General features: G+C 60.2%; 13 protein-coding genes. 11 read left to right on the plus strand and 2 right to left on the minus strand.

Translation table 11 applies throughout. From position 1 onward, the window contains the following. Window positions 1-100 precede the first annotated feature (100 nt). Window positions 101-1,402 (plus strand): HD-GYP domain-containing protein, encoded by a 1,302-nt coding sequence (locus KQ940_RS02045; protein WP_217411176.1) that lies wholly within the window; start codon window positions 101-103, stop codon window positions 1,400-1,402. Here the strand turns inward: KQ940_RS02045 and csiR are convergent. Next, window positions 1,386-2,084, minus strand: coding sequence for a DNA-binding transcriptional regulator CsiR (gene csiR, locus KQ940_RS02050; protein WP_217411178.1), 699 nt, complete (start codon window positions 2,082-2,084; stop codon window positions 1,386-1,388). The genes KQ940_RS02045 and csiR overlap by 17 nt on opposite strands. Window positions 2,085-2,246: 162 nt before the next feature. On the opposite strand from csiR, the gene glaH reads away from it, so the two are divergent. The 8 genes from glaH (at window position 2,247) to KQ940_RS02090 (ending at window position 10,828) form a co-directional block, all read left to right on the plus strand. After that, window positions 2,247-3,224: a glutarate dioxygenase GlaH gene (glaH, locus tag KQ940_RS02055; protein WP_217411180.1), complete on the plus strand. Its 978-nt coding sequence runs from the start codon at window positions 2,247-2,249 to the stop codon at window positions 3,222-3,224. 194 nt (window positions 3,225-3,418) lie between these two features. After that, the gene (gene lhgO, locus KQ940_RS02060; RefSeq protein WP_217411182.1) at window positions 3,419-4,618 is read left to right on the plus strand and encodes an L-2-hydroxyglutarate oxidase; all 1,200 of its coding nucleotides are present in this window, start codon (window positions 3,419-3,421) and stop codon (window positions 4,616-4,618) included. 144 nt (window positions 4,619-4,762) lie between these two features. Continuing rightward, window positions 4,763-6,208, plus strand: coding sequence for an NAD-dependent succinate-semialdehyde dehydrogenase (locus KQ940_RS02065; RefSeq protein WP_217411184.1), 1,446 nt, complete (start codon window positions 4,763-4,765; stop codon window positions 6,206-6,208). 512 nt (window positions 6,209-6,720) lie between these two features. After that, window positions 6,721-7,734, plus strand: coding sequence for a TRAP transporter substrate-binding protein (locus KQ940_RS02070; RefSeq protein ID WP_425515612.1), 1,014 nt, complete (start codon window positions 6,721-6,723; stop codon window positions 7,732-7,734). A 122-nt stretch (window positions 7,735-7,856) separates the two neighbouring features. Continuing rightward, complete coding sequence (locus KQ940_RS02075) at window positions 7,857-8,405, plus strand: TRAP transporter small permease subunit (protein ID WP_217411188.1); 549 nt, start codon at window positions 7,857-7,859, stop codon at window positions 8,403-8,405. Beyond that, window positions 8,395-9,711, plus strand: a complete 1,317-nt coding sequence (locus KQ940_RS02080; protein ID WP_217411313.1) for a TRAP transporter large permease — start codon at window positions 8,395-8,397, stop codon at window positions 9,709-9,711. Before KQ940_RS02075 ends, KQ940_RS02080 begins: the two co-directional genes overlap by 11 nt. A 4-nt stretch (window positions 9,712-9,715) precedes the next feature. Continuing rightward, the gene (locus KQ940_RS02085) at window positions 9,716-10,135 is read left to right on the plus strand and encodes a universal stress protein (protein ID WP_217411190.1); all 420 of its coding nucleotides are present in this window, start codon (window positions 9,716-9,718) and stop codon (window positions 10,133-10,135) included. Between the two features lie 117 nt (window positions 10,136-10,252). After that, window positions 10,253-10,828 carry a hypothetical protein gene (locus KQ940_RS02090; RefSeq protein ID WP_217411192.1) on the plus strand — a complete coding sequence of 192 codons (576 nt, stop codon included), beginning with the start codon at window positions 10,253-10,255 and terminating at the stop codon, window positions 10,826-10,828. Window positions 10,829-10,832: 4 nt separating this feature from the next. On the opposite strand, the gene ypfH is transcribed toward KQ940_RS02090, so the two are convergent. Continuing rightward, window positions 10,833-11,468, minus strand: coding sequence for an esterase (gene ypfH, locus KQ940_RS02095; RefSeq protein WP_217411194.1), 636 nt, complete (start codon window positions 11,466-11,468; stop codon window positions 10,833-10,835). A 160-nt stretch (window positions 11,469-11,628) separates the two neighbouring features. Between ypfH and KQ940_RS02100 the strand changes: the two genes are divergently transcribed. Next, window positions 11,629-11,940, plus strand: a complete 312-nt coding sequence (locus KQ940_RS02100; RefSeq protein WP_217411196.1) for a hypothetical protein — start codon at window positions 11,629-11,631, stop codon at window positions 11,938-11,940. Between the two features lie 67 nt (window positions 11,941-12,007). After that, window positions 12,008-12,598 carry a CBS domain-containing protein gene (locus KQ940_RS02105; protein ID WP_217411198.1) on the plus strand — a complete coding sequence of 197 codons (591 nt, stop codon included), beginning with the start codon at window positions 12,008-12,010 and terminating at the stop codon, window positions 12,596-12,598. Window positions 12,599-12,688 lie beyond the last annotated feature (90 nt).

Genomic DNA, 12,688 nt, shown 5'->3' on the forward strand with positions numbered 1-12,688 from the left:
GTGCTTGTCGAATCGCACCGATGATGTCAGTCCCTCTAGCTGGCGGGCAGCTCTTGCCTCAAGGGCAGGAGGGCTTCGTCGACAGGATAATGGCAGGTAAATGCAGTCAGACTTAGCGCTCAGTGTCGATCTGCGCCAGATGATCATGGCGATCGAAACCGCCGTGTCACTGGTCGGTATGAACGATACCAACCATGGCAAGCGGGTGGCGTTTATCGCCAGTCAGCTGGGCCAGGAGCTCGGCTATGACGAGCAGGAGCTGGCGTATCTGTTCGAGCTGGGGTTGCTCCACGACTGCGGTGTATCCACCGAGCAGATGCATGCCGGCCTGGTCAACCATTTCGACTGGGACGAGGCGCATATCCACTGCGAGATCGGCCATCGGCTACTGAGCCATTTCAAACCGTTGACCGGATTTTCCGTACCGGTACTGCACCACCACACCCATTGGACCGACTTTGCCGGCCTGGCGGTGAGCGAGCGCGACGCGCGGATGGCGAACCTAATCTTCCTGGCCGACCGTATCGACGTGATCGCCTTTCCCCATTACGGGGTGGACATCCTGCTGGAGCGGGACGAGATCCTGGCATCGATCCGCCGCTATTCCGGTAGCTACTTCAACCCTGAGTTTGTCGATGCGTTCAGTCGGGTTCAGCGGCACGAAGCGTTCTGGATCGCGCTGGAAGATCGTCATATCACCCGTTATGTCTGGGATATGGGCAATCTGCAGCGGCGCGAGCCGTTGACGTTGAAGCAGCTCAAGCAGTTGTCGATGATCCTGGCCTACATCGTCGATCAGAAAAGCCCCTGTACCGCCAAGCACGCGTTGCGGGTGGCAGATCTGGCCAAGTATCTGGCGAATCGTCGGGGCTTGACCCAGGTGCAGTGCGACAAGATCGAGATCGCCGCCCTGCTGCACGATCTGGGCAAGTTGCATACCCCGGACCGCATACTGGAGAAGGCCGGACCCTTGAGTGCGACGGAGCGGGCGATCATGCATCAGCACAGCTTTGAAACCTACGAGATACTCCGTCATATCAGGGGGTTGGGTGATGCGGCCCGGTGGGCGGCCTATCACCGCGAAGGGGTCAACGGTGGCGGATATCCTTTCCATCCGCACGAGAGGGATCTAAGTATCGAAGCGCGCATTATCGCCGTGGCGGATATTTTCCAGGCGCTGGTGCAGCGGCGCCCCTATCGACCGGGGCTGGAACTATCCGAGGTGCTGGACGTGTTGGATGAGATGGCTGCCGGTCGACGGGTGGATGCCGATGTGGTGGAGCTGGTCGAACGACACGCGGCGGAGTGTTTCGAGATCGCGCGGGGTAACGATGTCGCCTTCAACCAGCCCTATATCGACTTTTCTCGCGCTGACACCGACGGGGTCAGTCGCCGCTCGTAAGTCCGCGTGCCGCCATGATATCGGTGATGATCGGCACCGGGTTCATCATATGTTCGAACATGATTCGCCGCGCCCGGGTACTGTCGCCGGAGAGGAGCACGTCGAGAAGCTGGCGATGCTCCTCGCGCTTGGTCTCCAGCGCCTCGGCAGAAAAGACCGTCTGGCGTAACCAGAGTTGTCGGTAGCGTTCCGCCTGTTCCAGCATGGTCAGGCGCAGCTCAAGCAGCTTGGCCGAGCCGCAACCCCTGGCGATCGCCAGGTGGAACGCCTTGTGTCGGCTGTCCCAAAGCCCGAGCATCTCCTCGGCGCTGTGCACCTCGGTCACCTTCGACAGGGTATGGGCGCTGGCGATCACGCCCGCCTCCCAGCTTTCGTCTCCTCGCTCCACCGCCAGCTCGGTGATCATCGCCTCCAGTTGCGCACGGGCGAAGTAGATATCCTTGAGCTCCGCGATCGACATCGGCGCGACGCGAAAACCCTTCTGGCTCTCCGCCGTTACCAGCCGTTCCGCCACCAGGCGTGACAGTGCCTCGCGCATCGGGCCGGCACCGATCTCATAGCGCTCACGCAATGCACTCATCAGCAACTTGTCACCGGGGATAAAGGCTCCCTCGGTGATGTCACGCTTGATCAACCCATAGGCGATATCCGCCAGGTTGCTCTTTGCCTCTTTTTCGCTCATCCGGTGACGGCCTCTGTCTGCACGGGTGAGGCGATTATAGCGACTGTCGAGATAATGCCGCAAAAATGATTATTTGTTGACGTTTTTTAAAAATGTAGATATTTTTACGAAACGTAAATATTAATGCTCTGCGAGTGTGCGTCTTAAAAAAGAGGTCCCGTCATGTCCCTTGTAGCCGAGAAGATCGAATCCGCCGATGTTGCCGAAAGTGCCGACTGTGGTTTTACCCTGAGCCCCTCCGCAATCAGTCCGCGCCTGTTGGAGCTGCGCTTTGAACCGGCAGTTGTCAGCGCGTTTCTGGAGGCGATCGCCGATTGGCCGGTGCAGGCGCTGGAGTACAAGTCGATGCTACGTTTCCGGGTCGGCAAGATCCTGGATAACCTGTGCGCCAACCAGCTCCAGCCGCTATTGGTCGAGACCTTGGTTAACCGCGATACCGGCGCGTTGCTGATTACCCCCGAGGGGCTGGACAGCGTGGAGCAGGCCGAGGATATGGTGCGCTTCACCACAGCCGTGGCGCATCTGTTCGGCCGCTCCAACTTCGATGCCATGAGCGGCCAGTACTACGCGCGCTTCGTGGTGCAGAACCAGGACAGCTCCGACAGCTACCTGCGCCAGGCGCACCGCGTCATGGAGCTGCATAACGACGGCACCTTTGTCGAGCAGGATACCGACTACGTGCTGATGCTGAAGATCGACGAGCAGAACATGGTGGGTGGCAACTCCCTGCTGCTGCACCTGGATGACTGGGAGGATCTGCACAGGTTCAGCTCCAATCCGCTGGCGTACCGCGAAATGCGCTGGTCGGCGCCGCCGAGCAAGAACACCCGCCAGGATGTGTTCCACTCGGTGTTCGATATCGACCGCAGCGGCAAGCCGATCATGTCCTACATCGATCAGTTCGTGCAGCCCAAGGACGATGAGGAGGGGAACTGGCTGACCGACCTTTCCGAGTCGCTGGAGGGCAGTCCGGCGATCCTGTCGGTACCGGTGCCGGTGGGCAGCTTCCTGCTGATCAACAACCACTTCTGGCTGCACGGGCGCGACAAGTTCACGGCGCACCCGGGACTGCGCCGTGAACTGATGCGTCAGCGCGGCTACTTCAGCCATGCCAAAACCCTGCGCAATCCGCGCCAGTAATCGATCAGCTAAGTTTAGGCGCGAACTCGCGATATCATGTTAAACCACCGGCCATGATGCCGGTGGTTTTTATGTACAGGATCTAAGCTATGCCGCAGGCGCGGCCGCTTTTTGCTCCTGCAAAAGCGGCATACGCGCGGGGCGGCCATCCGCCATCCATGGCGCTTATGCGCAGGAGCGGCGAAGGGGGCAGTATGTACGATTTTCTGATCATTGGTGGCGGCATCGTCGGCATCTCCACCGCCATGCAGTTGCTGGATCGCTATCCGGATAAAAAGGTGCTGGTACTGGAGAAAGAGGCTTGTGCCGCCCAGCACCAGACCGGGCATAACTCGGGCGTTATCCATGCCGGGGTCTACTATACGCCGGGCAGTCTCAAGGCCAGGTTCTGTCTCGAGGGCAACCGCAACACCAAGGAGTTCTGCCAGCAGAACGGTATCCGCTACGATGAGTGCGGCAAGCTGTTGGTGGCCACCAACGCGCTGGAGCTGGAGCGGATGAAGGCGCTGTGGGAACGCACCGAGGCCAACGGCCTGGAGCGTTACTGGCTCAGTGCCGAAGAGCTGCGTGAGCGGGAACCCAATATCACCGGCATCGGCGGTATCTTCGTACCCTCCAGCGGTATCGTGAACTATCGCGAAGTGACCGACGCGATGGCGCGCAGATTCGCTGAGAAGGGTGGCGAGATCCGCTACGGCGCCGAGGTCACGGCACTGAAAGAGACGGCGACCGAGCTGCGTGCGCACACCGCCCAGGGCGAGTTCCAGGCCCGTTACCTGATCTCCTGCTCCGGCCTGATGGCGGACCGGGTGGTGCGGATGCTGGGCCTGGAGCCGGAGTTCCGCATCTGCCCCTTCCGTGGCGAGTACTACCTGTTGCCGTCGCAGCACAATCAGATCGTCAACCACCTGATCTATCCTATCCCCGATCCGTCGATGCCGTTCCTCGGCGTGCACCTGACCCGGATGATCGACGGTACGGTAACCGTCGGCCCCAACGCCGTGCTGGCCTGGAAACGGGAGGGTTACAACAAGACCGATATCTCGTTGAAGGACAGTCTGGAAACTCTGGGCTACCCCGGTATTCGCAAGGTGCTGTACAAGAACCTGAAGCCCGGCCTGATAGAGTTGAAAAACTCGTTGTTCAAGGGCGGTTATCTGAAGGAGGTGCAGAAGTACTGCCCGAGCCTGACCAAGGCGGATCTGACCCCTTATCCGGCCGGTGTCAGGGCGCAGGCGGTGTCGCGGGATGGCAAGCTGGTGGATGACTTCCTGTTCGTGAAGACCGCCCGCACCATCAACGTATGCAACGCGCCCTCGCCGGCGGCGACCTCGGCCCTGCCGATCGGGCGCTATATCATCGCCGAGGCCAGCAGCCAGTTTGACCTGGTCTGATTCCGTCCCGCATCGCGAGATAAGTTTGAACCCGGTGAAACTGAACGTTTACAGCCGTGTAACTGTGACCGGCGGTGCCGGTGCTAGTATGGGGTAAAGTGGCAGCATGAGACTGCCAGAGGTAACCCATAAAGAGAGAGGGCTATGCAGAGCACAATTATCCGTACCCAGGCTTATATCGATGGCCAGTGGGTCAGCGCTGCCTCCGGCAAGACGCTGGCCGTGACCAATCCGGCAACCGGGGAACACCTGGCCGATGTGCCGGATATGAGCGCTGCCGAAGCGGCGGCGGCCGTCGAGGCCGCGGATCGCGCATTCACCAGCTGGAAGAAGACCACCGCCAAGTCCCGCGCCCAGCTGTTGCGTCGCTGGTACGAGCTGATCATGGAGAATCAGGAGGCCCTGGCCCAGTTGATGACCGCCGAGCAGGGCAAGCCGCTGGCTGAGTCGCGCGGCGAAGTGGCCTACGGCGCCTCCTTTGCCGAGTGGTTCGGCGAGGAGGCCAAGCGCACCTATGGCGAGCAGATCCCGTCGCCGTCACCGACCTCGCGCCTGGTGACCATCCGCCAGCCGGTGGGTGTAGTGGCCGCGATCACGCCGTGGAACTTCCCGGTGGCGATGATCACGCGCAAGGTGGCGCCGGCCCTGGCTGCCGGTTGTACCGTGGTATTGAAGCCGGCGGAGGATACGCCACTGTGTGCGCTGGCGCTGATGGCGCTGGCCGAGGAGGCGGGTTTCCCGGCCGGGGTGATCAACATGGTCACCACCGCTAACCCGATCGCTGTCGGCGATACGCTGACCTCCCATCCGCTGGTGCGCAAGGTCTCCTTCACCGGCTCGACCCCGGTCGGCAAGCATATCCTGCATCAGGCCGCCGATACGGTGAAAAAGGTCTCGCTGGAGCTGGGCGGCAACGCGCCGTTCATCGTGTTCGAGGACGCGGACCTGGACGCGGCGGTTAAAGGTGTTCTGGTGTCGAAGTACCGCAACGCCGGTCAGACCTGCGTCTGTACCAACCGTGTCTATGTTCAGCGCAGTGTGATGGAGGCATTCGTCGCCAAGTTCACCGAGCAGGTGGCAGCACTGAAAGTGGGCCGCGGCGACCAGGAGGGGGTCGAGATCGGTCCGCTGATCAACCGCAAGGCGATCGAGCGTGTGGAGCAGGTGGTGAGCGATGCCGTCAACGAGGGTGCGCAGCTACTGCTGGGCGGTGCCCGTTCAGACGCGGGCGAACTGTTCTATCAGCCGACCCTGCTCGGCGACGTCAATGAGACGATGGCGATCGCCAACCAGGAGCTGTTCGGGCCGATCTCGACCCTGTTCGTGTTCGACGAAGAGGATGAGGTGATTGAGCGCGCCAACGCCACGCCGTTCGGTCTGGCCGCCTACTTCTATTCGCGCGATATCGGCCGCTGCTGGCGCGTCGCCGAGGGACTGGAATATGGCATGGTCGGTATCAACGAATGCATCCTGTCCAACGAGGTGGCGCCCTTTGGCGGCGTGAAGGAGTCCGGTACCGGCCGCGAAGGTTCCCGCCACGGCATCGACGATTATCTGGAGATCAAGTATCTCTGCATGGGCGGCATCTGATCCGCCATGCTCTCCCGAAACCGCCCGCCTTGCCGGGCGGTTTTTTTATTCTGACGGCAGTTTTCCGAACAGACATTAAAAAGTTATTCCGGCCCGCGGATTGCCCTGCGTTATCCCAAGGGAGTTGGGCGCATGGCGCAGGGTGAAGCCCAGGCGGTCTATTTGATGGCGTATATTTTTACATACTCATACTAAAGTAGTAAAAAACACCGCGAATCAGTAAATCTTAACTTTTATTTATGCGTAAACCGCATAATTAGTGGTAGATTGTGGTGCCAGTTCCCGCACTGGATAAGTGCATCTCTGTTTTCCCGAAAAATACCCCCTGCGACATATTGATTTTGTTTGACCGGCCTCAAAGTGAACGTGTGGCTGGCGTTGTTTATCGTCATTCAGCGCTTTGAGATAGTCGATTAAAGGCTGTCATCTGACCGTCTCAAAGCGGGCCCGGCTCCCCATCCGAGGACCCGCTCGATAACTAACTAAATGGAGAGACCGATAACATGAAGAGCATGTTGGGAAAGTTTTCACGCACCGTTGCCGCGGGCGCAATGGCGTTGTCACTGGCGGCCGGTTCTGTCACCAGCGCGGTTGCTGCCGAATATAACTGGCGTTTTGCCAACCTCTACAGCCGCGGAACCGCGTTTGGCGAGGTGTACCAGGGGATGGCGGACAACATTGAAAAGATGTCCGGTGGTCGTATCGCGGTGAAGATGATGTACGCCGACGAGGGGGTCAGCACCAACGGTATCTTCGGCGCGGTCAAATCCGGTCTGATCACCATGGGCGCGCCGTTCCAGCCGATGCACGCCGGTGAGATGCCCGCCGGTATCGTCGAGGTCGGCCTGCCGGGCGGTACCGCCGATGTCGGCGAGCTGATGGACCTGTTCAACGAGAAAGGCTTCGGCGACATCCTGGATGAAGCCTACGCCTCCTACGGCATCAAGAATCTGGAGCCCTACATCCAGCCGCCGGTCTACATCATCACCAAGAAACCGATCAACTCCATCGAAGATTTCAAAGGGCTGAAGATCCGTGCGCCGGGTGCTTACGGCAAGTTCCTGCGCAACCTGGGCGCCTCTCCGGTCAACCTGACCTGGGGCGAGATCTACACCGCCCTGTCTACCGGCGTTATCGACGGCTCCATCGGTTCCAACCTGATCGACCACCGCGATGGTAACCATGTCGAAGTTGCAAAGTACATGTACCGTCTGCCGCTGGCCGGTGCGCAGGTGTTGCCGGTGATCGTCAACCAGAAGGCCTGGGATCAGCTGCCGGAGGATCTGCAGGCGATCGTGCGCGCCGCTACCGCGGTTCATGCCCAGGAGCAGCTGACCAAGTCCCGCGCCTGGGAAGCTCAGGCCGTGGCCGATATGCAGGCCAAGGGCATGGAGTGGAGCCCGGAGCCGAGTGCGGCTGACCGCGAAGCCTGGAAAGCGGCCGGTGCCGGCCTGTGGGATGAGTACGCCAAAGAGGGCCCGTTCAGCGCCCGTCTGATCGACGTGCTCAAGCAGGACGCCAAGTAAGCGCTAGCTTTGATCGGGGCGGATACTCATCCGCTCCTCTTTCAGCTTACACGGATGGATCGGAAGCCGGAGTGCTTCGGGTGTGCATCCGCGTAAGCTGATCCTTTTTCAGGAAGTTCATTATGGTAGCCACGCTGTTAAGAGCCTACTGTCTGAGCGTTCAGTTCATCGTCCGCTTCGTTGGCCGCTCGGTCTCCTATCTGGTCCCGCTGCTTGCGTTCGTCGTCGCCTTCGAAGTGTTTTCCCGCTATGTGCTGAATCGCCCGACCATCTGGGCCTACGACCTGTCGCTGTTTATTTTCGCCTATATCGCGGCATTGGGCGGCGCCTTTGCCCAGCAGAAACAGGCGCATATCAACGTCGACATTCTTTATCTGAAGGTGTCCGAGCGCACCCGTCGCCTGTTCAACCTGCTGACCTATGCGCTGGCGATCTACTTCATGCTGGTGCTGATCGATATCAGCTACGACAAGCTGCTTGAGGCACTGAAGTACAACTATCGCCGGCAGAGCGAGTGGGCGCCGCATATGCACCACTTCTGGGTGATGATGATCAGCGCCGGCGGTCTGATGGCGGTGCAACTGCTGGCGCAGTGGTTAGAGGATATCTACGCCCTGATCAGTGGGCGCGAGCTGTTTGTAGAGCGGGAGAGCAACAATGATGAGTATTGAGATGCTGACCGCGGTGCTGCTGGTCTGCCTGCTGGTGGCGTTCGCTTTCGGTGCGCCGGTGGGGCTGGGCCTCGGCGGTATCGCCATGGCGGTGGGTTACCTGACCTGGGGCGAGGGGATCTTCAACATCATCCCCTCGACCATCGATTCCACCTATTTCAGCTTTATCCTGCTGGCGATCCCGCTCTATATCTACATGGGCCAGCTGCTGACCCGCTCCGGCATCGGCGATGCCATGTTTAACGCCAGCCAGCTGATCATCGGCCGGGTGCGTGGCTCGCTGGCGATCAGCGTGATCGGCGTCTGCTCGATGATCGGTGCGATGGTCGGCATCATCGGTGCCGGTATCATGACCTCCGGCAGCATCGCGCTGAAACCGATGCTGGAGCGCGGCTACGACCGTCGCCTGGCGCTGGGCGTGATCATGGCCGGCGGCGGCCTGGGTATCCTGATTCCGCCCAGCGTGCCGATGATCATGTTCGCCTCTGCCACGCAGAACTCGGTCGGCCGGATGTTCATCGCCGCGCTGGTGCCGGCGGCGATCTCGGTGGTGTCGCTGGCGTTGTACGTGATCATCAGCTGCCGGCTGAACCCGGAGCGGGCGCCGATGGGCACCGGCGACGAGGTGTCGATGACGCCGAAGCAGAAGGTGGTGACACTGCGAGATGGTTTGTTCTCGGTGCTGCTGATATTCGCTGTACTGGGCAGCATCATCTCCGGTATCGCCACTCCCACCGAATCGGGTGCCATCGGCGTGATCGGCGCGATCATCCTGGCGATCCTGTTCAAACGCTTCAAGCTGTCGATGTTCCAGCACGCCGGGTTCGAGACCTCCATCCTGATCAGCGTGGCGATGTGGATCATCTTCGGTGCCACCCTGTTCAGCAACTTCCATCTGCTGATGGGGGTGCAGGATATGGTCGCCTCCTTCACTGAGGACCTGGGGCTGCCGCCGCTGGGCGTGATCATTATGATGCAGCTGATCATGATCCTGCTCGGTTTCATCATCGACGAGTTCATCATTGTGTTGATGTGCGCGCCGCTGTTCACGCCGATCGCGGTATCGCTGGGCTTCGATCCGATCTGGTTCGGTATTCTGATGATTCTCAATATCGAGATCGCGGTGCAGACGCCACCCTACGGTTTCGCGCTGTTCTACCTTAAGGGTATCGCGCCGCCCGGGGTAACCATGTCCGATATCTACCGCTCGGTGCTGCCGTTCATCAGCATCAAGCTGGCGGTGTTGATTCTCTGCATGCTGGTGCCGGAGCTGGTGCTCTGGTTGCCGAACAAGATCATGGGGTAAGGCGATGTACAGCAATATTCTGATACCGATGGATCCGGACCATGCCGATCTGTTCGGCGCCCAGGTGAAGGCGGCCCGGCGGCTGCTGTCGCCGGGCGGCACCATCTCCACGCTCTACGTCAACCAGAACTACGTGCACCACGTGCTGGCGGCGACCTCCTCCGAGCGGCCCACGGAGATCGAACAGGCGATCCTGCAACAGGTGAAAGCGCTGTTCGAGGCCGAGGTGCCCAAGGAGCAGCGCGGACATGTCTACTCCAGACGCGGTGTGGTGCACGACGAGATCGTGAAAAAGGCCAGGAAGATCGGCGCCGATCTGATCATCATGGCGGCGTGCAAGAAACCGTTGGAGCGCTACTTCCTCGGCTCAAACACGCGCAAGGTGATGACCGAAGCGAGCTGTTCGGTGTTCGTACAGCGCTAATCCGCTGTCACCGGTAAGCTCTCTTTGTCGACTGGGGGATCCTAATCCGTTGTCAGCTGTCACACTGGCAATGAGAGGGATAGAATCCCCCTATCGGTCCAGCAGAGAGAGCTCACCATGCGCGACACAGTCAACAGACCCCTGCATCGAATTCTGGCGTTCCTGGCCCTGTTGCTGGCCACATCGATGGCCGCTGCCGAGCTGGCGCCGGCGCGGATCGAAGCCTACATCGCCAGCCTGAGCAGCGTGCGCGAGCTTGGCGATCAGCTCAAGGCGGAGGGCAAGCAGGAGCTGCTTGCTCGTCAGATCATGCCGCGCGCCGGCGAGCCGTTCGATCCGCACCAGCGTGCGGTTCGAACCTTGAATCGCGACGAGCCGAACTATTTTGTACGGCTTGAAAAGAGTGTGCTGCAGCAGGGCTTTACCAGCGTCGACAGCTGGGCCAAAACCGGCGATCAGATCGTCCTCGCCTATGGCGCGGTGAAAGTGTCCGCCGAGAGTCCGCAGATGCTGGCACTGGCGGCGCGCAGTGGCCCGGAGCAGGAACTCCTGTTGCAAACCCTGCCCGAGCCGCAGCAGGGGCAGCTCAGGCAGGCACTGGTGGTAGCCAAGGCGCTGGCACGGGTGCCGGAAGCGGATAAACGGGCGGTACGGCCCTATGTGGGGCAACTGGACAACATGTTCAGTCAGTAGAGTGTTACTTCAGACTCTCAGCCAACCGCTGCACCGCCAGCTCCAGCAGCAGCGGGCTGATCTCGTGATCCGTACCCTGTTCTGTATCCAGCGTGACTTGCGCGCCGAGCGATTCCAGGCGCGCGCAGGCGGCGCGGGCATGACTGACCGGGATCACGCTATCGCTCTCGCCGTGCAGCAGGTGGATAGCGGTGTGCTTGGGCGCGTGGTCGGGCAGCGATGCGTAACGGCCGGAGAAGCCGAGCACCTGACCGGCGATACCATCGCGCGCTTTGATCGCCTCCAGCGACATGATGGTACCCTGGGAGAAACCGACCAATACGGTGTGCCCGGCATCAACGGTATAGCGCTGCTGCAGGGTTTCGATCATCTCGATAAAGGCGGGCAGGGCGGCGGCTACCCGCTGCGGACGGTTATCTTCGGTAACGCCGCGCAGGGAGAACCACTGGCGGCCGCCGAAGCCGCCGTCGAAGGGTTCGAAACCGTCGACTACCAGGCAGCAGGCGTGGGGGAAAGCCGCATGCAGGGCATGACCCAACGGGGCCAGATTCTCTTTGTTGGCGCCGACGCCATGGGCCAGGATAAACAGCTGGCGGGTTTCGCCCTGTGCCGGAATTTCGACCATCGCCGGTAGTGTCATCTGCTTCTCGACCTTTCAATCACTCAACTGACAATGTGTGTTTTATACAGGTTTGCGCAGCCTATACGCCAGTCTATTCGGCTGTTGTATTAGTAGGTGCGATCCACTAGGCTGAATGTGTGGATCCAATCTGTCTAGACCGGACCGATGCGGTGAGAGTATGACGCAGTACCTGCGATTCCCGTTCACCCTGCTGCTCGCGGTCACTGTTGCTCTGCTGTTGCTGCAGCTTCCGCATGGCAAACTGGCTGATGAGCGAAATCTGAATACCCTCGTACTGGTAGAGGGGGTATTTAACCTCGAACTGCAGGGCGGCGTAATACTGGATCCAGATAGTGGTTCAGCCCTGCCGTTGAGGTATGAAGTAACCACATCACGAGTTCATCACCTATCTGGCGCGCGCCCTGCATACGCGATCATCAGTTCTCCACTCACGTTACCGCCATCGCGGGCACCGCCGACGCTGACCTGATCCCTGTTGTTCGGTTTCTACACTATATCTACCATTCTGCCCTCATAGGGCAGGAGGAGTCTGTTCTATGCATCCTTATCATGAATTGAAAACCGTCGGTCTGAGTGACTACCCCTCCGTCATTGAATCGGATCAGGTGGAGAGTTTTGACCTTAACAGCCCCGCACGCCTGGTCATGACCGACTTCCTTTATCATCGACCACTGACGCTGCTGGCGGACGTGAGTATCGATGATGCCATCGCCGCCATGCGTCGGGCGCATGTGCGTTCGATCCTGGTCACCGACACCGCCGACGCGTTTCGCGGCATCATCACCGTAGCCGATCTGGAGAGTCGCAAGGTGCTGAGCCTGGCGACCAGCTCCGGTCAGGCACGAGGTGATCTGACCATCGGCGATCTGATGACGCCGAAAGAGAAGCTGCGCGGCGTGACGCTCGGCGCGGTGGAGAAGGGCAGCATCGGTGACCTGCTGCAAACGCTGAAGAACGAGGGGCAACCGCACATGCTGGTGGTGGACCCCGATAGCCAGCGTATCCGCGGCATCATCTCCTCCAGCGATATCGCGCGGCGCCTGCGCATCTCGGTCGAGCTCAACCTGCGCGCCACCAGCTTCCGCGAGCTGGTCGATATTATCTCCTCCGGACGCGAAGTGGGCTGAGCAAGCATCGTTCGCCGTCTATCCTGATACTGGCACGGACCCTTTCTGCAGCGGAGTTGGTCTGTGTCAGTTTCTCTGCGTGAGTCACCT

Origin of the sequence: Marinobacterium ramblicola (assembly GCF_019084545.1) — a bacterium.
Lineage (GTDB): Bacteria > Pseudomonadota > Gammaproteobacteria > Pseudomonadales > Balneatricaceae > Marinobacterium_D > Marinobacterium_D ramblicola.